Origin of the sequence: Microbacterium marinum, assembly GCF_014204835.1 — a bacterium.
Classification (GTDB): domain Bacteria; phylum Actinomycetota; class Actinomycetes; order Actinomycetales; family Microbacteriaceae; genus Microbacterium; species Microbacterium marinum.
In genome coordinates this window covers 2135421-2158597 of record NZ_JACHMD010000001.1, presented here as the reverse complement: position 1 = coordinate 2158597, position 23177 = coordinate 2135421, and the positions used below count along the sequence as shown (strand labels likewise).

General features: G+C 70.4%; 16 protein-coding genes, 1 tRNA gene and 1 other RNA gene. 11 read left to right on the top strand and 7 right to left on the bottom strand.

What is annotated here, in order from left to right:
- The first annotated feature begins 74 nt into the window (after positions 1–74).
- On the top strand, positions 75–578 hold the full coding sequence (locus BKA24_RS10615; protein WP_184217845.1) for a DUF3145 domain-containing protein: 504 nt from the start codon (positions 75–77) through the stop codon (positions 576–578).
- A 222-nt stretch (positions 579–800) separates the two neighbouring features.
- Here the strand turns inward: BKA24_RS10615 and BKA24_RS10610 are convergent, their stop codons facing one another.
- The 6 genes from BKA24_RS10610 to aceE form a co-directional block, all read right to left on the bottom strand.
- Positions 801–2042 carry a beta-ketoacyl-[acyl-carrier-protein] synthase family protein gene (locus tag BKA24_RS10610; protein ID WP_184217843.1) on the bottom strand — a complete coding sequence of 414 codons (1242 nt, stop codon included), beginning with the start codon at positions 2040–2042 and terminating at the stop codon, positions 801–803.
- A gap of 52 nt (positions 2043–2094) precedes the next feature.
- Complete coding sequence (locus tag BKA24_RS10605; RefSeq protein ID WP_028495632.1) at positions 2095–2343, bottom strand: acyl carrier protein; 249 nt, start codon at positions 2341–2343, stop codon at positions 2095–2097.
- A 69-nt stretch (positions 2344–2412) separates the two neighbouring features.
- On the bottom strand, positions 2413–3414 hold the full coding sequence (locus BKA24_RS10600; protein WP_184217842.1) for a beta-ketoacyl-ACP synthase III: 1002 nt from the start codon (positions 3412–3414) through the stop codon (positions 2413–2415).
- The gene (locus tag BKA24_RS10595) at positions 3411–4331 is read right to left on the bottom strand and encodes an acyltransferase domain-containing protein (protein ID WP_184217839.1); all 921 of its coding nucleotides are present in this window, start codon (positions 4329–4331) and stop codon (positions 3411–3413) included. Before BKA24_RS10595 ends, BKA24_RS10600 begins: the two co-directional genes overlap by 4 nt.
- A gap of 109 nt (positions 4332–4440) precedes the next feature.
- Entirely contained in the window at positions 4441–5646 is a 1206-nt protein-coding gene (locus tag BKA24_RS10590; RefSeq protein ID WP_184217837.1) for a PucR family transcriptional regulator, read from the bottom strand.
- An 8-nt stretch (positions 5647–5654) separates the two neighbouring features.
- A complete protein-coding gene (gene aceE, locus BKA24_RS10585; protein WP_184217835.1) occupies positions 5655–8381 on the bottom strand; it encodes a pyruvate dehydrogenase (acetyl-transferring), homodimeric type in 2727 nt (908 codons plus the stop codon).
- Positions 8382–8567: 186 nt separating this feature from the next.
- Between aceE and BKA24_RS10580 the strand changes: the two genes are divergently transcribed.
- From BKA24_RS10580 to rnpB, 4 genes are all read left to right on the top strand, one after another.
- Positions 8568–8640, top strand: a tRNA-Val gene (locus BKA24_RS10580).
- Position 8641: 1 nt separating this feature from the next.
- On the top strand, positions 8642–9373 hold the full coding sequence (locus tag BKA24_RS10575) for a CT398-like coiled coil hairpin domain-containing protein (RefSeq protein WP_184217833.1): 732 nt from the start codon (positions 8642–8644) through the stop codon (positions 9371–9373).
- 40 nt (positions 9374–9413) lie between these two features.
- Entirely contained in the window at positions 9414–11138 is a 1725-nt protein-coding gene (locus tag BKA24_RS10570) for a bifunctional 3'-5' exonuclease/DNA polymerase (protein WP_343066083.1), read from the top strand.
- Positions 11139–11164: 26 nt separating this feature from the next.
- Positions 11165–11525, top strand: an RNA gene (gene rnpB / locus BKA24_RS10565) — RNase P RNA component class A.
- Positions 11526–11548: 23 nt separating this feature from the next.
- Here rnpB and ppgK read toward each other — a convergent pair.
- Positions 11549–12370 carry a polyphosphate--glucose phosphotransferase gene (gene ppgK, locus BKA24_RS10560; protein ID WP_184217830.1) on the bottom strand — a complete coding sequence of 274 codons (822 nt, stop codon included), beginning with the start codon at positions 12368–12370 and terminating at the stop codon, positions 11549–11551.
- A gap of 73 nt (positions 12371–12443) precedes the next feature.
- On the opposite strand from ppgK, the gene BKA24_RS10555 reads away from it, so the two are divergent.
- The 6 genes from BKA24_RS10555 to BKA24_RS10530 all read left to right on the top strand — a co-directional run bounded on the left by BKA24_RS10555 (position 12444) and on the right by BKA24_RS10530 (position 23174).
- Positions 12444–12671 (top strand): SPOR domain-containing protein, encoded by a 228-nt coding sequence (locus BKA24_RS10555; protein WP_184217828.1) that lies wholly within the window; start codon positions 12444–12446, stop codon positions 12669–12671.
- 30 nt (positions 12672–12701) lie between these two features.
- Positions 12702–14039: a type I glutamate--ammonia ligase gene (gene glnA, locus BKA24_RS10550; RefSeq protein ID WP_184217826.1), complete on the top strand. Its 1338-nt coding sequence runs from the start codon at positions 12702–12704 to the stop codon at positions 14037–14039.
- A gap of 4 nt (positions 14040–14043) precedes the next feature.
- A complete protein-coding gene (locus BKA24_RS10545) occupies positions 14044–17016 on the top strand; it encodes a bifunctional [glutamine synthetase] adenylyltransferase/[glutamine synthetase]-adenylyl-L-tyrosine phosphorylase (protein WP_184217824.1) in 2973 nt (990 codons plus the stop codon).
- Between the two features lie 55 nt (positions 17017–17071).
- The gene (locus tag BKA24_RS10540) at positions 17072–17992 is read left to right on the top strand and encodes a DUF808 family protein (RefSeq protein WP_184217822.1); all 921 of its coding nucleotides are present in this window, start codon (positions 17072–17074) and stop codon (positions 17990–17992) included.
- A gap of 113 nt (positions 17993–18105) precedes the next feature.
- Positions 18106–20490, top strand: a complete 2385-nt coding sequence (locus BKA24_RS10535) for an FtsX-like permease family protein (protein ID WP_184217820.1) — start codon at positions 18106–18108, stop codon at positions 20488–20490.
- Positions 20487–23174, top strand: coding sequence for an FtsX-like permease family protein (locus BKA24_RS10530; protein ID WP_184217818.1), 2688 nt, complete (start codon positions 20487–20489; stop codon positions 23172–23174). The genes BKA24_RS10535 and BKA24_RS10530 overlap by 4 nt, the downstream gene beginning before the upstream one ends.
- The last annotated feature ends 3 nt before the right edge of the window (positions 23175–23177 follow it).

Here is a 23177-nt window from a genome sequence, read left to right as displayed (position 1 = left end):
CAACCGCACACATCCGCCATGTTGGCTCCATCAGGTCGTAGGGGAAGACGTACCTGAACGAAACGGAGAGAACGATGGCGACACCACACGCGCGTGGAGTGATCTTCATTCACTCTGCGCCACGGGCGTTGTGCCCCCACCTGGAGTGGGCGGCAGGACGTGCCCTCGGACACGCGGTGAGCTTCGACTGGGCCGACCAGCCGGTGCTCGACGGCAGTCGGCGCTCCGAGTTCTACTGGGAGGGCCCGGTCGGCACGGGCGCCGCCTTGGCGACCGCCATGCGAGGCTGGGAGCATCTGCGCTACGAAGTGACCGAGGACCCGACGCCGCGAAGCGACGGTGGGCGTTGGCTCCACACGCCGAGCCTCGGCATCCACTTCGCTCAGACCGATGCCGCCGGGAACGTCGTCATCGGTGAGGACCGCATCCGGTACGCGATGGAGATCGCCGCCGGCAACGCGTTCGAGCTGCAGCGGGAACTCGACGTCGCGCTCGGCGCCGCGTGGGACGACGAGCTCGAGCCTTTCCGGCACGCGAGTGACGACGCCCCCGTCGTGTGGCTCCACAAGGTCGGCTGATCGGATTGCGGCGAGACGATCGCCCGTATCTCGACACTCCTCGAGCACAGTGACAATTCCACAGACTTTCAGGCGGGCGCGACCCTCACTCCTGTGAGCGGCGCCTCGACCGGCTTCGGACGGCTTCCCGGAGACCGGGGCAGCGCCGGCCCCGCCTGATCAACGAAAGACGCCCCCGGAAGGCTTCCCGGGGGCGTCTTTCGTGTGTACGGATGCCGCGGATCAGACCGATCGGAAGGCGACGACGGCGTTGTGGCCGCCGAAGCCGAACGAGTTGCTGATCGCGAGCTGATCGCCGGCGCCGAGGGGGGTCGCGTCTCCCGAGAAGCGGAACGGCACGGCCGGGTCGGGCTCGGTCATGTTGATCGTCGGCGGGGCGACACGGTCACGCAGCGCGAGGACGGTGAACATCGCCTCGAGGGCGCCGGTGCCGCCCAGGAGGTGGCCGGTGGAAGCCTTGGTGGCCGACACCGGCAGCTCCTCGACGCGGTCGCCGAAGACGGAATGGAGCGCCACGTACTCGTTGGGGTCGCCCACCGGCGTCGACGTGGCGTGCGCGTTCACGTGGGTGACGTCGGCCGGGGCGGCGTCTGCCATCTCGAGGGCAAGTCGCACCGCGCGGGCAGCGCCCGTTCCCTCGGGGTCGTTGGCGGTGATGTGATACGAATCCGCGGTGACGCCACCGCCGACGAGTTCGGCGTAGATCTTCGCACCGCGGGCCTTGGCATGCTCCTCGGTCTCGAGGATGAGGACCGCTGCGCCCTCACCCATGACGAATCCGTCACGGTCGACCGCACCGGGCCGCGAGGCGGTCTCGGGGGAGTCGTTACGACGCGAGAGCGCCTGCATCGAGGCGAACGACGCGATCGTGATCGGGTGGATCGCAGACTCGCTGCCACCCGCGATGACGATGTCGGCGAGCCCCGCGCGCATGTGCTCGATCGCGTTGACGATCGATTCGGTGCTCGAGGCGCACGCGCTCGCGAAGGTGCGGGCGTAGGCGCGGGCGTTGAAGTGCAGCGACAGGTTGCCGGCCGCGGCGTTGGGCATGAGCATCGGCACCGTCATCGGCATGACGCGGCGCGGCCCCTTCTCCCGGAGCGTGTCCCACGCATCCAGGAGCGTCCACACGCCGCCGATCCCGGTGGCGAACTCGACACCCAACCGTTCGGGGTCGACCTCAGGCGCCCCGGCGTCCGCCCAGGCCTCCTTCGCGGCCACCATCGCGAGTTGCGACGACGGGTCGAGGCGCTTGGCGACCGGCCGATCGAGCACGGTCTCGGGACGGACCTTGGCCTCCGCGGCGAACGTGACGGGAAGCTGATACTTCTCCACCCACTCGTGCTCAAGGGTGCGGGCGCCGGAGGTGCCGGCCAGGAGCGCCTCCCAGCTCTCGGGGGCGGTGCCGCCGATGGGGGAGGTTGCACCGATGCCGGTGACGAAGATGCGCGAGTTGTTGCTCATGGTTTTCCTCGTGCGGCTCCGGCGGGGGCCAGGCCCCCGCCGGACGCGCGCGTCAAGCCTGGTTGGAGGTGATGAAGGTGACGGCGTCGCCGACGGTCTTGAGGTTCTTGACCTCTTCGTCGGGGATGGTGACGCCGAACTTCTCCTCGGCGTTCACGACGATCGTCATCATCGAGATCGAGTCGATGTCGAGGTCGTCGGTGAACGACTTCTCGAGGGCGACCTCGTCGGCCGAGATGCCGGTCTCGTCAGTGATGAGCTCGGCCAGGCCGGCGAGGACCTCGTCGTTGGTGAATGCCATGGGTTTCTCCTTTTATGGGGGTCGGGCCCAGCCGGGCCGCTTGTCAGTTTAGGTCGGAAGGGTCGCGCGTCAGGGGAGGACGACGACCTGAGCGCCGAAGACGAGCCCGGCGCCGAAACCGATCTGCAGCGCGAGACCGCCGCTCAGATCGGGGTGCTCCTCGAGCAGGCGGTGCGTGGCCAGCGGAATGGATGCCGCAGAGGTGTTGCCCGTCGTCTCGATGTCACGACCGATCACGACGGACTCGGGCAGCTTCAGCTGCTTCGCGAATTCGTCGATGATGCGCATGTTCGCCTGGTGAGGGACGAACGCGGCGAGGTCGTCGACCGTGATGCCGGCCTTCTCGATGGCCTCGCGGGCGACCTTCACCATCTCCCACACCGCCCAGCGGAAGACCGTCGGGCCCTCCTGGCGCAGGGTCGGCCACGGGGCCGCGCCGTCGCGGAACTCGGTGAGCGTGTGGTTCATCCCGACCGCATCCGACTTGGAGCCATCGGACCCCCACACCGTCGGCCCGATGCCGGGTGTGTCGCTGGGGCCGATCACGGCCGCACCGGCGCCGTCGCCCAGGAGGAACGAGATGGAACGGTCCGTGGGATCCACGATGTCGCTGAGCTTCTCGGTGCCGATCACGACTGCGTAGTGCGCCGCGCCTGCGCGGATGAGCGCGTCGGCCTGTGCGACGCCGTAGGCGAAGCCCGCGCACGCCGCGTTCAGGTCGTAGGCCGCGGCCGGGTTGGCGCCGACGCGATCGGCGACGATCGCCGAGACGGACGGCGTCTGCTTGGGGTTCGAGATCGTCGCGACGATCACGGCGTCGATCTGCTCGGGCGCGACGCCCGACCGCTGGATGGCCTCCGCGGCGGCATCCGACGCCAGATCGATCGCGTCGGTCTCGGCGTTCGCCCGCACCCGCGTCACGATCCCGGTGCGCTGCCGGATCCACTCGTCGCTCGAGTTGATCGGCTCGATGATGTCGTCGTTCGGCACGGCGTTCTCGCCGCGTGCGGCGCCGTACGCGTAGATGCGGGTGTGCGCCGCGCCGGTGGGCTGGGTCAGGATCGCGCTCATGCGTTCGCTCCGGTCACGAGGGCCGCTGCGGCGGCGAGGTCGTCAGGCGTCTTCACGGCGACCGAGGGTACGCCTCGCAGGCCGCGCTTGGCGAGTCCGACGAGGGTTCCGGCGGGGGCGAACTCGACGATCCCCGTCACGCCCGCCTCGGCGAACGATGCCATGCACAGGTCCCACCGGACCGGGTTCGCAACCTGCGCCACCAGCAGGTCGAGCGCGGTGCGGCCGTCGGTGACGGCGCCGCCGTCGCGGTTGCTCCACAGGGTGAGCGCCGGGTCTTCAGGTGCGACCTCGGCGGCCGCGGAGCGGAGCGCGTCGACGGCCGGGGCCATGTAACGGGTGTGGAATGCGCCGGCGACCTGAAGCGGGATCACGCGGGTGCCGCGGGGGGAATCCTCGGCGAGCTCTGCGAGCGGTGCCAGGGCGCCGGCGGCGACGATCTGACCGCCGTCGTTGTAGTTCGCGGGAGTGAGGTCGAGCGCACTGAGGCGCTCGAGCACCGCGCTCTCGTCGCCCCCCAGGACCGCGCTCATGCCGGACTGCTCGAGGGCGGCGGCATCGGCCATGGCCCGTCCACGGATGCCGACGAGTCGCATGCCTTCGGTGTCGCTCAGGACGCCGGCCGCGACGAGTGCGGCGATCTCTCCGACGGAGTGGCCGGCGACGCCGCCGACCGGCTCAGCGGCGATCGTCTGCAGCGACTTCCAGGAGAGGAGGCTTGCGGCCACGATGAGCGGCTGCGCGACGCGGGTGTCGCGGATCTGATCCGCGTCCCACTCGGTCCCGGCGGCGATCAGGTCGACTCCGGAGTGCTCCGAGTACGCCTCGAGGAGCTCCCTCGCCCCGTCTTGCTCGAGCCAGGGGGTCAGAAATCCCGGGGTCTGCGAACCCTGTCCGGGGAAGACGGCAATGATCACGTTGTCCATCCTTGCAAGAACGATCGAAGGCGTGCTGTGGGAGTGCGCACAAGAAACGCGAAATGCCTTGTGCGCGTCCGACAGAGGGAGAGTGTCAGCCTGCCACGGATCAGGCGCGACGGACCCCGGCGGCGCGCCGTCGGGTCACGTCACCGCCGATCGAGCCGAGAATGAGGGCGGTCTGGAGGATGAGGGCCTCGCGGGGACCCGTGGCATCCCATCCGATGACATCGGACACACGCTTGAGGCGGTAGCGAACCGTGTTCGGGTGCACGAACAGCTCGCGCGCTGTCGCCTCGAGCGAACGCCCGTTGTCGAGGTAGCTCCACAGCGTGGTGACGAGGTCGGTGGAGTGCGCCTGGAGCGGGCGGTAGATGCGATCGATGAGCGTCGCTTTGGCCAGGGGATCACCGGCCAGCGCGCGTTCGGGGAGCAGGTCGTCGGCGTCCACCGGGCGCGGCGCGTGGCGCCACGACTTCGCGACGGCGAATCCCGCGAGCGCTGCTCGGGCGCTCAGGCCGGCATCCAGGAGTGCCGGCGCGGTCGGACCGAGAACGAGGTGCCCGCTCCCGAACCCCGGCTCCAGTCGGGAGGCGATCTCGGAGAACGCCAACTCCTCGGCATCCTCCCGTCCCGGTTCCGCACGACCGATGACCAGCACCAGTCGCGATCCCTGGACGCCGATGAGGACGTCGACGCCGAGCTTGCGCGCCGTCCGGCGCACCTGGTCGACATCGAGCTGGGGAGGGGTCGTTCCGACGAGGACGGCGACCTCGCCGTGACCGTGCCAGCCCAGGGCGGCGATGCGGCTCGGCAGCTCTTCGTCCGCCTCACCCGTCAGGATCGAGTCGACGACCAGAGCCTCGAGACGGGCGTCCCAGAGCCCGCGGGCCTCCGCCGCCCGCGCGTAGACGTCGGCGGCCGCGAAGGCGACCTCGCGGGAATACAGGAGGATGCTCTCGCGGAGTCCGTTCCCGCGCCCCGCAACGCGTTCTTCCGTGGTCTCCACGGTGACGCGGACAAGCTGCAGCGTCTGGGTGAGGCTGATGCTGCGGAGCAGCTCGCGAGGCGCCGAGGCGAACACGTCGGCGGCGATCCACGGCGTCGAGCCGGGGTCGTCGTACCAGTCGATGAATGACGAGATGCCCGACTGCGCGACGAGACCGACGGCCGACCGCCGTCCCGGCGGCATCTCGGCGTACCACGGCAGCGACTCCTCGAGTCGCCGCAGGGTGGTGGTCGCGAGATCGCCGGAGATCCGGCGGAGCCACGCGAGTGTCTCCGCCTTCTCCTGGGCGGTCGGCCTTTCGGTCATCTCGCGCGTCAGGACTCGCCGCCCGCGTTGCCGGACGTGCCCGAGTTGACGTCGTGGAGACGGTACTTCTCGATCGCCTGGGCGGCCAGACCGCGGTCGACGACACCGTCCTCGGCGAGCGACTGCAGCGTCCGCACGACGATCGACGGTCCGTCGATCTTGAACTGGCGGCGAGCGGCGGCGCGGGTGTCGGAGAAGCCGAAGCCCTCCGCACCGAGCGTCGCGTAGCGGCGCGGCACCCACTGGCGGATCTGGTCCTGCACGGCGTGCATGAAGTCACTGACCGCGACGATCGGACCCTCGGATCCGGCGAGCTTGTCGGTGATGTAGGCGGTGCGCGGCTCCTCCGACGGGTGGAGGAAGTTGTGCTCGTCGGCCGCGAGACCGTCTCGACGCAGTTCCGTCCAGCTGGTGACCGACCACACGTCGGCGACCACGCCCCAGTCGTCCTTCAGGAGCTGCTGAGCCTCGTGCGCCCATGCCAGGCCGACGCCCGATGCGAGGATCTGCGCGCGGTGGCCGTCGCCCTCGCCGACAGACACGCGGTGGATGCCGCGGACGATGCCGTCCACATCCACGTTCTCCGGCTCCTTGGGCTGCACGATCGGCTCGTTGTAGACCGTGATGTAGTACATGACGTTCGGGTCGGGGTGCTCTCCGCCGTACATGCGCTCGAGACCGGCCTGGACGATGTGGGCGATCTCGTACCCGTAGGCCGGGTCGTACGACACGGTGGCCGGGTTGGTCGAGGCGAGCAGGTGAGAGTGTCCGTCGGCGTGCTGCAGGCCCTCACCGGTCAGGGTCGTGCGGCCGGCGGTGGCGCCGATGATGAAGCCGCGCGCCATCTGGTCGCCGGCTGCCCACTGGGCGTCGCCGGTGCGCTGGAAGCCGAACATCGAGTAGAAGACGTACACCGGGATCAGCGGCTCGCCGTGCGTGGCGTACGAGGTGCCGACGCTGGTGAACGCGGCCAGGGCGCCGGCTTCGTTGATGCCGACGTGCATGATCTGCCCCTGCGGGCTCTCCTTGTAGGCAAGGAGGAGCTCGCGGTCGACCGAGGTGTAGTTCTGGCCGTTGGGGTTGTAGATCTTCGCCGTCGGGAAGTACGCGTCCATGCCGAACGTGCGCGCCTCGTCGGGGATGATCGGCACGATCCGGTGGCCGAAGTCCTTCGCCCGGAGCAGGTCCTTCAGCAGTCGGACGAACGCCATCGTGGTGGCGACCTCCTGCGTGCCGGACCCCTTCTTCGGCAGCGCGTACACGCTGTCGTCGGGGAGCGAGAGCGCCGTGTGGTTGCTTCGACGCTGCGGTAGCGTGCCGCCGAGCGAACGCCGGCGCTCGAGCATGTACTGGATGGTCTCGTCCTGGGCGCCCGGGTGGTAGTACGGCGGCTCGTAGGGGTTCTCCTCGAGCTGCGCGTCCGTGACCGGGATCTGCATCTGATCGCGGAACAGCTTCAGGTCGTCGAGGGTCATCTTCTTCATCTGGTGGGTCGCGTTGCGGCCCTCGAAGTGGGGACCCAGACCGTAGCCCTTGACCGTCTTGGCGAGGATGACCGTCGGCTGCCCCTTGTGCTCCATGGCGGCCTTGTAGGCGGCGAAGACCTTGCGGTAGTCGTGTCCGCCGCGCTTGAGGTTCCAGATCTGCTCGTCGGAGTAGTCCTTGACGAGGGATGCCGCGCGCTCGTCGCGACCGAAGAAGTGCTCGCGGACGAACGCGCCGTTCTCGGCCTTGTAGGTCTGGAAGTCGCCGTCGGGGGTCACGTTCATGAGGTTGCGGAGGGCGCCCTCGGAATCGCGCGCGAGGAGGTCGTCCCACTCGCGTCCCCAGACGACCTTGATGACGTTCCAGCCGGCGCCGCGGAAGAAGCTCTCGAGTTCCTGGACGATCTTGCCGTTGCCGCGCACCGGACCGTCGAGGCGCTGCAGGTTGCAGTTGACGACGAAGGTGAGGTTGTCCAGACCCTCATTCGCGGCGACCTGGAGCTGTCCGCGGCTTTCGACCTCGTCCATCTCGCCGTCGCCGAGGAACGCCCAGACGTGCGAGTCCGAGGCGTCCTTGATGCCGCGGTTCGCGAGGTACTTGTTGGTCATCGCCTGGTAGATGGCGTTGATCGGACCGAGTCCCATCGACACCGTCGGGAACTGCCAGTAGTCCTGCATGAGGCGCGGGTGCGGGTACGAGGGGAGACCGTTCGGCGCGGCGGAGGCCTCCTGGCGGAAGCCATCGAGCTGGGTGGAGGTGAGGCCGCCCTCGAGGAAGGAGCGGGCGTACATGCCGGGAGAGGCGTGGCCCTGGAAGAAAATCTGGTCCCCGCCGCTTTCGTGGTCGGGGCCGCGGAAGAAGTGGTTGAAGCCGACTTCGTACAGTGCCGCCGACGACGCGTAGGTGGAGATGTGGCCGCCGACGCCGATGCCGGGGCGCTGCGCGCGGTGGACCGTGATCGCGGCGTTCCAGCGGATCCACCGACGGTAGCGGCGCTCGAGCTCTTCGTCGCCGGGGAAGTCCGGCTCGTTCTCGGGCGCGATCGTGTTGATGTAGTCCGTGGTGGGGACCTGCGGCACGTTCAGGTGCAGTTCGCGGGAGCGCTGCAGCAGGCTCAGCATGATCTCGCGTCCGCGGCCGGCACCCCGGGCGTCGACGAGCTGCTGCAGGGACTCCTGCCACTCCGACGTCTCTTCCGGGTCGCTGTCCTGCGGGCCCTGCGAGTACGGATCCTGATCGTTGACAGTCACAAGAGGCCTTTCGTCGCCTGGCAGATCGTGCCAGGAATGAGGGATCGGGCGAGAGCGGGCTTGTTCGCCTCACACAACTCGCTTGTCCTCAGCCTACCCATTCCGCGCGGGTGGAGACGGCCGTGCATATCCCGCGCTCGTGCGGGCGGGCGTGGCGACGGCCCGCCTCGTAGACTGGAGGCACCAGGGCCTTTAGCTCAGCTGGTAGAGCGCCACGTTTACACCGTGGATGTCGTCGGTTCGATCCCGGCAGGGCCCACGTGAATGCTGCACCCGCCGATCAGAAGCGCCTGCTCGACCTCGCCTCCCTGGATGAAGAGATCCGTCGTGCCGACGCCGCCCGCCGGAACCCGGCACAGGCCGCGCGGGTGAAGGAGCTGCTCGCCGAGCGCGCGGTCCAGTCGACGGAACTCACCCGCCTGCTCGGCGCGCGTGACGATGCGAAGGCCGAACTCGCCCGTATCGAATCGGACGTCGCTGTCGTCGAAGCACGGAGTGCGCGTGACGCAGGTCTGCTCGCGGCGTCGACCAACCCGAAGCAGGCGCAGGGCCTCGAGCACGAGATCGCGTCGCTCGCCAAGCGCAAGAGCGACCTCGAAGACGCGGAGCTCGACGTGATGGAGCGACTCGAGAACGCCGAGTCCGCGGTCTCTGCGCAGGAAGCGCTGATCGCGGCGACCAACGATGAGGGCGCGCGCTTGAGCGCCGAGGGCAAGACGTCCGTCGAGGCCGCCACGGCGGCGTTCGAGCGGGCGACTCGCGACCGTGCTGCGGTCGCGGAGTCGGTTCCGGCGCCGCTGCTCGCCGAGTACGAGCGTCTCGCCGCGCGAGGCGTGGGTGCCGGCTACCTGCAGCACCGGACGTGCGGCGGATGCCGCATGGTGCTCAGCGGCACCGACCTGAACGTCGTGCGGGCCGCGGCTGAAGACGCCGTCGTCCACTGCCCGGAGTGCGGCTGCATCCTCGTTAGGGATTACGACTCGGGCCTGTGACGGGATTCGCAGCTGCGACGCCCGTCGCAGCGGTGACGCGGTGAACGAGACGGCGGCGCCCGCTCCGGGCGTCGCCTTCATCGTCGTCGGCGCGGCATCCGATGGCTTCGTCGATCTCGTCGAGTTGGATGCCGCTGGCGTCGAGGTCTCGCGTCGTCGGATGCCGCGCGCCGAGCTCGCCGCGCATGCGGCGACGGTCGCCCCGGAAACGCGCTGGGTGTGGAGCGATGCCTTCCACTGGTATGCGCCGCTCGTGGCCGCATCGGTCCGCGTCGCGCGGTGCCATGATCTGCGGCTATGCCACGCGATCCTGCGCGACAGTGCCGCCGTGCCGATGCCCGGTCCGATCCGCGCCGCGACCGAGTGGGATGCCGCTGCCGCGGCGCCCGACACGACCGAGGCGACACTCTTCGACTGGTCCGATGGTCCGGCGGGCGTGCCGCACGGCATCGACGCCGCGCTGGCCGAGTTCGCGCGCCAGCGTTCGGCCCTTGAGGGGGCATCAGGCGGGGTGCGCTTGCTGTTGGCGGCGGAGTCGGCCGGTGCCCTCATCGCCGTCGAGATGCACGCCGCGGGCGTGCCGTGGGATGGCGACGTGCACGACGGCATCCTGGTGGGGCTCCTCGGAGAGCGGCCAGCACCGGGACGCCTGCCGAGTCGTGTCGAAGAGCGCGCCGCCGAGGTGCGCGCCGCGCTCGGCGATCCGACGGCGAGCCTCGACTCGCAGCCGAAGCTGCTCCGCGCGCTGCACCGCGTCGGAGTGCTCGCGGCATCGACCAGCAAGTGGGAGCTCGCCGAGTACGACCATCCCGTGATCGAGCCGCTCCTCGCCTACAAGAAGCTCACGCGGCTGCTGAGCGCGAACGGGTGGGCGTGGCGCGAGGAATGGGCGCCCGACGGCAGGTTCCGTCCCGTGTACGTGCCAGGTGGCGTCGTCACCGGTCGCTGGGCATCGTCGGGCGGTGGCGCCCTGCAGCTGCCGCGTCAGCTGCGGCCCGCAGTGCACGCGGACCCCGGCTGGGTGCTGGTGGTCGCCGACGTGGCGCAGCTGGAGCCGCGCGTGCTCGCGGCCATGTCGCGCGACACGGCGCTGGCCGACAGTGCCCGCGGGACGGATCTGTACGAAGGCATCGTCGAGCGGGGCGTCGTCGCCTCGCGCCAGGAGGCGAAGATCGCGATGCTCGGCGCCATGTACGGGGCCACCACCGGCGACAGTGGGCGACTGGTTCCTGCGCTGCGGCGCGCCTACCCCCGGGCGATGGGGCTCGTCGACGATGCCGCCCGCACCGGCGAAGACGGCGGGATCGTCTCCACCTGGCTCGGGCGCACCAGCCCGCCGCCGGGCGACCGGTGGCACGAGGCGCAGGGTCGTGCCGGAGATCCGGACGCCGCCGACGTCGATCGTGCGCGCGCGCAGCGTGCCGCGCGCGATCGGGGCCGCTTCTCGCGCAACTTCGTGGTGCAGGGGACCGCCGCAGAGTGGGCGCTCGCCTGGCTCGCCGAGGTGCGCACCCGGCTGTCCGCGCTCCCGGACGTGGCGGAGGACCGCGGCGCGCCGCGATCCGGCATCCTGCAGTCCCGGCGGGCGCATCTGGCCTTCTTCCTGCACGACGAGATCATCGTCCACGCACCGGCCGAGCAGGCCGAGCAGGCCGCAGCAGCGGTGACGGATGCCGCCGAATCCGCGACCCGGCTCCTGTTCGGCGACTTCCCGCTCGACTTCCGCCTCGACCTCCAGATCCGCGCCGACGCGGCGAAGGATTGAGCGCCGCGTAGACTCGGGGACGCGAATGGGTCGGCTGGACGGTCGCGTGGCGCGAGAGCGCACCGAGGAACGTCCGGGCTCCACAGGGCAGGGCGGTGGGTAACACCCACCCGGAGTGATCCGCGAGACAGTGCCACAGAGAGCAGACCGCCCGGGTTTCGACCCGGGTAAGGGTGAAAGGGTGGTGTAAGAGACCACCGGGGTCGTGGTGACACGACCCGCACGGTAAACCTCGCCCGGAGCAAGGCCAGACAGGGGATGTTGACGCGGCTCGCCGAGTCCCCGGGTAGGCCGCTGGAGCGGCGCGGCAACGCGTCGCCGAGAGAGATGACCGTCCACGGGGTTTCGGCCCCCGGACAGAACCCGGCGTACAGGTCGGCCCATTCGCCCTCTCCGAGCGTCGGCCGCGCTCAGGAGCTCGCGGTACCCGCCAGGTCTTCCGTCGTATCGTCGTGCACGCCCTTCTGCTCACTCGCGAGTGCGAGGGCGGCTGCGCCGATGATGCCCGCGTTGTTGCGGTGCACGGCCGGCACGATCTCGGTCTGCAGGTCGAGCAGCGGCAGGAACTTGTCCGCGTGCTTCGACACACCGCCGCCGACGACGAACAGGTCGGGGCTGAAGAGGAACTCGAGGTGGCTGTAGTACGGCTGCAGCCGGGCGGCCCATTCCTCCCAGTCGAGGGACTCCCGCTCCATCGCGGAGTAGGCCGCGAAGTGCTCGAAGTCCTTCTTGTGGCCAGGGCGATGGAGGTGTCCGAGCTCCGAGTTGGGGATCAGGACGCCGTTGTAGATCATGGCCGTGCCGATGCCGGTTCCGAGCGTGGTGAGCAGCACGAGGCCGTTCTTGCCCCGCGCGGCGCCGTAACGCATCTCGGCGACGCCGGCGACGTCGGCGTCGTTGGCGAAGTGGATATCGCGGCCGAGTCCATCCTCGAAGAAGGACTCCGCCTCGAAACCGATCCAGGTGTCGGCGACGTTGGCCGCCGACAGGGTGCGCCCGTTCTTGACGATCGCGGGGAACGCGACCCCCAGCGGGACGTCGGAATCGGTGACCTCGAGAGTGGCGAGGACTTCGCGGACGGCGCCGAGGACGTCGTCGGGCTCGGCGCCCTTGGGCGTGGGCACCTTGATGCGGTCGGTCAGCAGACTGCCGTCGGCGAGGTCGACCAGTGCTCCCTTGATCCCGGTGCCTCCGATGTCGATGCCGACTGCGGTGGTGGCGCTCTTCGTCATGGTCAAGAGCCTAGACCGCGACACGGGGCCTCTTCGTAGGATGACACCATCCCCGAGGCCGAGGAGGGCCCAGATGAGCGACACCGAGCAGTACTGGTTCAACCTGACGACGAAGAAGGTCGAGCGGGGGTTCGAGTCGCCCGCCGTCGACCGGGCAGGGCCTTTCGCCACGGAGGAGGAGGCCGCCAGGGCGCCCGAGCTTCTCGCGGAGCGTTCGCGCGCATGGGCGGCAGACGAGGCCGAAGAGGACCGCTGGGGCACGCCCGCCGCCGGTGACTCAGCGGACGCGTCGGACCGATAGTCTGACAGTCCACCCGCGGGGAAGGATGCGATGGACAAGCAGCGTGACTTCGTTCTGAGGACGATCGAGGAACGGGGGGTCAAGTTCATCCGGCTGTGGTTCACCGACGTGACCGGCACCCTGAAATCGGTCGCGATCGCGCCGGCAGAGGTCGAGGGGGCGTTCGCCGAGGGGCTCGGGTTCGACGGCTCCGCGATCGAGGGTCTGACCCGATCCTACGAATCGGACCTGCTCGCGCATCCCGACCCGACGACGTTCCAGATCCTGCCCTGGCGCGGCGAGATCGACCCGACGGCGCGGATGTTCTGCGACATCACGACGCCCGACGGGCAGCCCGCCGTCGCCGACCCCCGCAACGTGCTCAAGCGCACGCTCGCGAAGGCAGCGGACGCGGGATTCACCTTCTACACGCACCCCGAGATCGAGTTCTACCTGCTCAAGTCCTCGACCGTCGGCCCGAACGGTCCCGAGCCGGTCGACTCCGCCGGGTACTTCGACAACGTCCCCGGAGGCACCGCGCACGATTTCCGTCGCCGTTCGGTGCGCATGCTTGAGGATCTCGGGATCTCCGTCGAGTACAGCCACCACGAGGCGGGGCCCGGTCAGAACGAGATCGACCTGCGGTACGCGGACGCCTTGGCCACCGCAGACAACATCATGACCTTCCGCACGGTCATCAAAGAGGTCGCGATCGAGCAGGGCGTCTATGCGACATTCATGCCGAAGCCCCTCAGCGGCCAGCCCGGAAGCGGCATGCACACGCACCTGTCGCTGTTCGAAGGCGACGTCAACGCGTTCTACGAAGAGGGCGCCCAGTACCAGCTCTCCAAGGTCGGTCGCCAGTTCATCGCCGGGCTCCTTCGGCACGCGAACGAGATCTCGGCCGTGACCAACCAGTTCGTCAACTCGTACAAGCGACTCTGGGGCGGCGACGAGGCACCGAGCTTCATCTGCTGGGGTCACAACAACCGGTCGGCCCTCGTTCGGGTGCCGATGTACAAGCCGAACAAGGGTCAGTCGACCCGTGTGGAATACCGCGCCCTCGACTCCGCGGCGAACCCCTACCTCGCCTACGCGCTCATGCTCGCCGCAGGCCTCAAGGGGATCGAGGAGGAGTACGAGCTCCCGGCCGAGGCCGAGGACAACGTGTGGTCGCTGACCGATGCGGAGCGCCGCGCGCTCGGCTACGGGTCGCTCCCCGCGAGCCTCGACCACGCGCTCGAGTACATGGAGGAGTCGGAGTTCGTCGCCGAGACCCTCGGCGAGCAGGTCTTCAACTACGTGCTGCTCAACAAGCGTCGCGAGTGGCAGGAGTACCGCGCCCAGGTGACGCCGTTCGAACTGCAGAAGAACCTCGAGATGCTCTGAGGCCATGGCCTCGACCGAGCGGCGCGCGGCCCTCACCGATCTCGCGCGGGCGGGCTTCGCCGACCTGACGGCGTCCTCCGCCGCCCTCGACGAGCTCGCAGAGCTCGTCGATCTGTCGCGGGAGCACCTCGTCGCCGGTGCCGAGCAGGCGGCGGACCCCGACGGGGCCGTCCACGCCTCGCTGCGGATTGCGAGGCGGGATGCCGCGGCCCTCGGCCGCGCGCTGCGCGAGACCCCGCGGGTGCTGTCGCTGCTCCTCGGAGCCTCGAGCGGACTCGCCGAGTTCTTCCTGCGGCATCCGGACGAACTCGACGCGCTGAAGGGGGCGGGGGAGCGCCTCCCGACGGCGGCGGAGATGCGGGACGGCCTGCAGGAGGCCGTCGCTGCCGAGCACGGTTTCGCCGCGGCATCCGATGAGTCGGCGTGGGTCGCCCTGCGCGTGCGTTATCGACGCTTCATCGCGCGTATCGCCGCCTTCGACCTGTCCGCGTCCGACTCGACGGCCGTGCTGGCTCCGGTCGCGGCGGCGCTGGCAGACGCCGCGGGCGCCGCGCTCGACGCCGCGCTGTGTGCCGCGCGGACCCGCGCTGCGGCGCTGTTCCCCCGTGAGGAGGTCGCCCAGACGCGACTCGCGATCATCGGGATGGGCAAGACCGGCGCCCGGGAGCTGAACTACGTCAGCGACGTCGACGTGATCTTCGTCGGCGGCGCGGCGGAGGGCACGGACCTCTCCGAGGGGCGGGCCATCGACATCGCCACCCGGCTGGCGACCCTCACGATGCGGGGCATCGCCGACGTGGAGGTGGAGCCGCCCCTGTGGGAGGTCGATCCGAACCTCCGCCCGGAAGGCAAGCAGGGCGCCCTGGTGCGCTCGCTCGAATCCCACCTCTCCTACTACGACCGGTGGGCGAAGAGCTGGGAGTTCCAGGCCCTGCTGAAGGCCAGGCCGCTCGCCGGTGACGTGCTTCTGGGTGAGGAGTACTGCGCCGCGGTCGCCCCGAAGGTGTGGACCAGCGGCGCACGCGAGAACTTCGTGGACAGCGTGCAGCGGATGCGAGAGCGCGTCACCGAGCACATCCCCGCCGCCGAGGTGCCGCGTCAGCTGAAGTTGGGTCCCGGCGGCATCCGCGACATCGAATTCACCGTTCAGCTGCTGCAGCTCGTCCACGGCCTCGCCGATGACCGGATCCGTCAGCGGAGCACGCTCGCGGCCCTCGACGCGCTCGTCGCGGAGGGATACATCGGACGGACGGATGCCGCGGCCTTCGGCCAGCACTACCGCACCCTGCGCGTGCTCGAGCATCGACTGCAGCTGCGGCGGCTGCAGCGGACGCACCTCATGCCGGAAAGTGCCGACGAGCTCCGCGTTCTGGCGCGCGCGTCGGGTCTGGCTGCGAACGCGGCGGGCGTTTCGGGGTTGTGGGACACCGTCAAGCAGCAGGTCCGCGACATCCACGTGCGCCTGTTCTACCGGCCACTGCTCTCGGCCGTCGCTGCCCTCCCCGCCGATGAGCAGGCGCTGTCACCATCGGCCGCTCACGACCGGCTCTCGGCGATCGGCTTCCGGGACCCCGCAGGCTCGCTGCGCCACATCGGCGCGCTCACCAGCGGGCTGAGCCGGAAGGCGACCATTCAGCGTCATCTCATGCCGGTCATGATCCGGTGGTTCGCCGACGGCGTCGATCCGGACTACGGTCTGGTCGCCTTCCGGCGCATCAGCGAGCGGCTGGGGGACACGCCGTGGTTCCTCCGGATGCTCCGGGACTCATCCGGCGCCGCCGAGCGGCTCACCCGCGTGCTGTCGGGGTCGCGATATGCCGCCGACCTGATGGAGTGGATTCCCGAGGCGGTCGCGTGGCTCGATTCCTCAGAGCAGCTCCGTCCTCGGACCGGATTCGCGCTGCAGCAGGAAGCCCGGGCGATCCAGACCCGTCACGCGAAGATCTCCGACGCGATGCGTTCGGTGCGTGCCCTCCGGCGTCGTGAACTGCTGCGACTGGCGCTGGGGGCGCTCCTCGGGGAGCTGACGATCGCCGAGCTCGCGGAGGGGCTGACCGTGGTCAGCGAGGTGACGATCCAAGCGACCCTGCGGGCGGTGTGGCGAGAGGTCGTTCCACCCGAGGACGATGCGCTGGACTTCGCCGTCATCGCGATGGGGCGGTTCGGCGGCGCCGAGCTCGGATTCGGGTCGGATGCCGACGTCATGTTCGTCTACGAGCCGAACGGAGTGGATCCTCAGCGCGCCCACGAGCTGTCGCTGAAGATCGTGCAGGGTCTCCGCACCCATTCGGAGGACCATCGGGCACCGTTCGAACTCGATGCGGGTCTCCGTCCAGAGGGGCGGAACGGCCCGATGGCGCGCTCGCTGGCCGCCTACGCCGAGTACTACCGGCGCTGGTCGCTGTCGTGGGAGGCGCAGGCGCTGCTCCGGGCGCGCGGCGTCGCCGGCAGCGTCAAGCTCATCGGGTCGTTCATGGCCCTCGCCGACGACCTGCGATACCCGTTGGCACCGGATCCGCAGGGGCTCCGCGAGATCAAGCGGATCAAAGCGCGGGTCGAGAACGAGCGTCTTCCGCAGGGCGCGGACCGGTCGCGCCATCTCAAGCTCGGCCCGGGCGGTCTCAGCGACGTCGAGTGGCTCGTCCAGCTCCTCCAACTGCAGCACGGCGCACAGGTGGAGGGGTTGCGCACGACCTCCACGACGGCGGCGCTGGATGCCGCGCGCGGCGCCGGCCTGCTGTCCGAGACAGCGGCGACGCGCCTGGCCGATGCGTGGTGGCTGGCGAGCAGACTGCGATCGGCGAACACGCTCCTGTCGGGGCAGACGAGCGACATCCTCCCGGCCGACCGAGGGAAGCTCGACGGCATCGGCCGTCTGCTGGAGTATGCGCCCCGCTCGGCCACACAGGTCGAGGAGGACTGGCTGCGGACCGCTCGGCGAGCGCGGCGGGCGTTCGAGTCCCTGTTCTACGGGTGACGTGGCCTACTGTTGATCCGCGGCGCGAAGCGCGTCACCGTCCCGGAGGAGTCGAATGTCCGTTGGTCTGCTCGCCGTCGTCGACGACATCCTGAGCGCCGCGCTCAAAGCGTCGGCGAAGTCCGCCGGTGTCGTGATCGACGACGCCGCCGTGACGCCGCAGTATGTGCAGGGCATCACGCCCGCACGTGAACTCCCCGTGGTCGGCAAGATCGCCCTCGGCTCGATCGCCAACAAGTTCCTCATCATCATCCCGATCGCGCTGCTCCTGACGGAGTTCGCCCCGGATGTCCTGCCGTACCTCCTGATCATCGGAGGCGCCTTCTTGTGTTACGAGGGGGCCGAGAAGGTGCTGGAGTGGTTCGGCTTCTCGCACGGTCACGAGGACGAGGGCGCCCGCGACGAGAAGAAGCTGGTGTTCGGCGCGATCCGCACCGACCTGATCCTCTCCAGCGAGATCATGCTCATCTCGCTGTCCAACCTCGAAGAGGGCATGGATATCTGGCAGACGCTGGCGATCCTGGCGGTCATCGCTCTGCTCATGACCGGCATCGTCTACGGGGCGGTCGCCCTGCTGGTCAAGATCGACGACATCGGGTTGCGGATGGCCAAGAGCCCGGTGCGTCGCGTCCGCCACAACGGCGCGCGCATCGTCCGCTCCATGCCGGCGGTCTTCCGCGCGATCAGCATCATCGGCACGGTTGCCATGCTCTGGGTCGGCGGTCACCTCGTGCTCGAGAACCTCGGCGAGGTCGGTCTGACCATCACGACCGATCTGCTCCACGGGGTAGAGCACCTGCTGCACGACCTCGGACCCATCGTTGTGTGGGTCGGAGAGACGCTGGTCTCCGCGATCGCGGGGCTCGCACTCGGATTGATCATCGTCGGGGTCATCCTGCTCATCGCACGCCTGCGCGGTCACGGTCACGACGGCCCCGACGCGGCATCCCCCGAGAACGCCGCCCGCGCGCACTGACCACGAGACGCGTCCCGCCGGCGGCCCGTCCGTGGCGCAGCGGTGCCTGTCGATTGCCGTCGGTTAGGTTGGCAGAGTCCACGTCACGCCGACAGCCGCGGAGGGCCGATCCGATGTCCGACCTCCGTGTGCGCGGTCTGCTGCGACTCGCGCGCGCGAGGGCCACGGCCCAGCGGCCTCTCCTCCTGCTGTCGTCGCTGACGGCGGCCGTGGCGGGTGCCACGATCGTCGTGACCGTGACATGGCTCCAGCGTACGGCCGTCGTCCCGTCGCCGCCTGCCGGTGTCGATCCCGCGGTCCACGCGGAAGAGGGCGCCGTGGGCGTCGCCGGACTAGCGGCCGCCGCGCCCGCGCTCGTCGTCGTCGTGGTGCTGGTGGGCGCCGTCGCGCTGGCCCAGGTCGCGCGGCTGGTCTCGATCGCGCGCGAACGCGAGGACGCCACGCTTCGGGCGCGCGGGCTGTCCCGCTTTCAGGCGAGGAGCATCGATCTCGCCGAGGGCGCCGTCCTCGTCACGGTCGGCGTCGCCGTCGGGCTTCTCCTCGGGCTCGGGGTGTCCTTCGCGACGGGCGTTCCCGTCGATTCCCTCGACGCGGTGGGGTTCGCTCTCCTTCCCGCCGCCGTCGTCCTGGCAGGCGTGTACGTCGTCTCCGTCGGCGGGGGCGGTCGGACGAGCACCGCGCGGGCCCGCACCGTCGGCTCCCTCCTCGGCGTCGTCGTCATCGTCCTGTCGTTGGTCCTCGTCATCTGGCAGCTGCCGCAGGCGGAACCCGGGCGTGCCGACCCGGTGGTCGCGATCGCACCCGCCGTGATCCTTGCGGCGGCCGCGGTGGTCGCGCTGGCGGCCTTCGGTGCCGTCGTGGTGGGGTGGGCTGCGCCGCGCGGTCGTCGGCGCGGTCTCGGGTGGGTGCTGCCGGCCCGGCAGGTCTCGCGTCGTCTGCCGGTCTTCGCGGCGGCTGTGGTTCTCGTCTCGTTGGCGGCCGGCAGCGCCGTGTTCGCTGCGGCGTACGGCGCCACGTGGCGTGCGGAGGCGACGACGGCCGCGGCGGTGGGTGCGGGGGCTCCCGTCCGCGTCGATCTGGCTCCGCAATCCGCCTCTGCCGAGCTCGTGCAGATCGCAGCCGGTGTTCCCGGAGTCCGGGCCGCGGCGGGTGCGCTCATCCAGCCGGTCGAGGTGGGGTCATCGTCCGCGGAGCTCATCGCGCTCCCCGCAGCGGTGCCCGGTGTCATGGTCGACGGGTCGGCGCGTGCGTCCCTCGAGGCGATGAGCACACCGGGAGCGGCTCCCGGTCTCGGCGACGGCGCGTCCGCGATCCGCGTCGAGGCTCTGGTGACGGGTCCCCCCACGGTGCAAGAAGAGGCTCACGGGAGAGGTGACATCGACGTCCAGGGCCGGGCGCCGGTGCAGGACGTTCCCCTTCCCGCAGTGAGACTGTCTGCGATCGTGATCGACGCCGGCGGCGTCCCCGCGACGATCGCTCTGCGGTTCGAAGATCCCGAGCCCGTTGCCGGCGGTGTGCGCCTCAACGCCGAGGCGGCGCTCCCGCCGGGCGCAGCGCCTTGGCGTGTTCTCGCCCTGGTCGCCGGCACGGGACCGGGGGTCGGGACCCGAGAGGCCACCGTGTCCGTCAGCGAACTCGTCGCCGTCGGCGGCGAGACCCTGTCGACCCCCGGTGAGACGTCAGTGGTGGCGGGTGGTCCGGAGTCTCTGCTCTGGGCCGCTGCCGGCGACGCATCGTCGGCGCTGCCCGTCGGCGTCACGTCTGCCTTCGCGGAAAGACTCGGCCTCGCCATCGGCGACACTTTCGCGCTCCGTTACGAGGGGAGCGGTCGACGCGTCGACGCCGTCGTCGATCGGATCCTCTCCGCGATTCCGGGTGCGTCGACCGACCTCGCCGTCTTCGCGCCGCTCGAATCGCTCCTCGTCTCGCAACTCCAGCGCGGCACCTCCGTCGTCCCGCCGAATTCCGTCTGGTTGGATGCCGCGCCGGGGGCAGCCGGGGCGGTCAGCGCCGCGCTCGGCGACAGGGCGGTCCGAACCGCTCAGCCAGGACCGGGAACCGCGATCGTGGGCGCGTTGACCGGTGCGTGGTGGGTCGCCGTGGCGGGGACGGTGGTTCTGGCCGTCATCGGCGCCCTGGCGATCACCCGGACTCTCGCGCACGCGCGGCATCCCGACCTGGGGATCCTTCGAGCGCTGGGGGTGACCGCGCGTCAGCAGGCGTGGATGCGCGCGACGGAACTCACGGTCGTCCTCCTCCTCGCCGTTGCCCTCGGCGCGGCTGCCGGGGCGCTCGGGTCGGCTCTCATCGTGCCGCTGCTCATTCAGGCGACGACGCCGGGCCTGGGCGCCGTCAGCGGAGTGGTCGCCTTCGAGGGCGGCGGCCTGGCCGCCGCGGGGGCGGCACTCGTGGTCGGTCTGATCGTCGTCGTCGGAGCGGCGGCGGGCGGCGTCGCCCGCCGCGCACGACACGCGGTGGTCGGGGAGGACGCACGATGAGTGCGCGATGGTCGACGGTCGCGCTGATCCGCCGGCACCTCCGTGCTCGCGCCGCCGGTGGCGCGGCGCTCGCCCTGCTGACCCTGGTGCTGTCCCTCCTCGCGGGCCTCGCGCCCGTGGCGCTGATCCAGCTCGGTGACGCGACGGTGCGAGACCGGGTGGACGGCCTGTCGGCGACCGTGCGCGATGTGACATCCACCACGGTGGGCATCCCGCAGGTCGCCTCGTCAAAGCCGGATGCCACCGCTGAGGAGGTCTGGGCGGGATTCCTCGCGGCCGGTGAGCAGGTTCGCTCCACGGCGGCGGAGCCCCTGCCCTCACTGCTCTCGCCCGTGCGGGCGGTCGCCCGGGTGGAAGACATGCCGCTCAGCGTCGACCCGCGGACGAGGCTGATCTCGTTCGCCTTCTCGCCGGGCTACGAGGACGAGATCGACCTCGTCGATGGGCGGCTCCCCGCACGCCCGTCCTCGGGTGGCTGGTGGGAGATCGCGCTCTCCGAGTCGACGGCGACACAGATGGAGTGGACGGTGGGGGACACCCGCACCACGGAGACCGTCGATGGCGACGTCGAGATCGCACTCGTCGGGATCTTCGTCCCGAAGAATCCGGACGGCGACTTCTGGGTGCACGCGCCCTCGATCCTCGAGCCCAACGTCTTCGACGACGGCAACGCGCCGCGGGAGGTCACCGCGACTGGCTTCGCGAACCCCGCCGCGCTGGCGGATCTTGCGGGCTTCGACACGGTGGCGTCCCGAACGGACGCATGGTTTCCCGTCGACGCGAGTGGCGTCGACGCCCAGAATGCGGAGGCAGCGGTCGCGGCGCTGCGACGGCTCACCTCCGCCGGTCAGGTGTTCGGGCAGAGCGCCGACGGTCCCGGCGTCCTCGGCGTCCGATTCGAGGCGGCGATGACCGCCGAGATCGAACAGGCGCTCGGACAGCAGCGTTCGACGCTGGGCGTGATCGCGATGCTCGTCGCCGGTCCCGTCGGGGTGTCGATCGCGGTCCTCGTCCTTGCCTGCCGCATCGTGCTCGAGGCGCGTCGCCCCGCCCTGCGGCTGCTGTCTGCGCGTGGGGCGTCCGACGCACAGCTGCGCGGCCTGCTCGCAACCGAGGGCATCGTGTGGGCCGTGCTGCCCGCAGCCGCAGCGATCGCCGTCACTGCGGCCGTCGGTCTCGTCACGGCGGGACCTGCGACGCCCCTGGTGGCGTTCCTCCCGGCAGCGGCGGTGGGACTCGCCCCCGTCGGCATCCTCGCCGCGCTCGCTCCGGCTGCAGCCGAGCGGGCTGCGCGGACGGACCTCGGCACCCGCGGGTCCCGCTCACGACTGCTCCTCGAGGGGACGGTGATCGCGCTCGCGGCCATCTCCCTCGCCCTCCTCGCCGTGCGGGGCTACACCGACGGGGTCGACCTGCTGCTTGCCGCCGTGCCCCTCCTGCTGGCGCTTGCGGCATGCGTCCTCACCCTGCGTCTCTATCCGCTGCCGCTGCGGCGCCTCCTGGCGCGTGCACGTCGCAGCAGTGAGGTCAGCGGTTTCCTCGGCGCAGCGCGCGCCCTCCGCGAACCGACGATCGGCGCGACTCCGGTCCTCGCGCTCGTCGTCGGGGTGTCGGTCGCGGTTTCCAGCGGCATCCTCCTCTCCGTCCTCGACGCCGGCGGCGAAGAGGCCTCGCGTGCGCGGGTCGGATCGGATGTGCGCATCACCGGGCCGCTGTTCACTGCGGCGCAGCTCGACGACTTGCGTGCCGTCGCCGGAGTCTCCGGTGTCGCCGGCATCTCGGGCGCGGAGACGGCGCGTCTGGAGATGGACGGGGTCGACATCGCCACGGCCGTGTTCGTCATCGAATCCGACGCGGTGCGGGAGGTGCAGGGTGATGGGCCGGGCCTCCTTCCGCCTGGCGTCGCGCTCGATACCCCGACGACGGATGCGGTTCCCATCATCGCCTCCGGCGCCGTGGCGGACGCGATCGGCGACGCCGACGTCGTGCGCGTGGACACTACACCCGTAGAGGTCGTCGGCGTGACGCGTGGTCCATCGCCGACCGGGTCCCGCGACAACTGGGTGGCGATCGACGCGGGTGTGGCAGACGAGGTCCTCGGCGAGGATCCCTCCGATCGGACCGTGCTTCTGAGGCTCGACGCCGGAGCTTCGCCCGCTGACGTCTCCGACGCCGTCCGCGGTGTCGTCAGCCCCTCCGCGCGCATCGAATCGGTCGCCCAGGTCGACGCGGAGACCCGATCCGGACCCGCGGTTCAGGGCGTGAGGACGGCGCTGACGGTGGCGACCGCTGTCGCGGCGCTCCTGGCGTCCTTCGCGATCGCCATGACGCTTGTGCTCGGCTCGGGCCCGCGGCGACGCGTGGTGGCCCTGCTGCGAACGCTCGGCGCACCACGTCGGGTCGCACGCGACCTCGTCGTATGGGAGGTCGGCCCGCCCGCCACCGCCGCGCTCGTGGCGGGGGCGGTCTTCGGCGCGCTCATCCCGCTCGTGGTGATGGCCGCCGTCGACCTGCGACCCTTCACAGGGTCGACCGTTGCACCGGCATACACGGCGGATGCGGGAATCCTGCTGCTGTGCGTCGGCGGATTCCTCGCGAGTGCGGCGGCACTCACGGCGATCGCGCTCGCGGTATCGCGTCGGACACCGACGGGGAGCGCGCTGCGCACCGTCGAGGAAGGATGAACA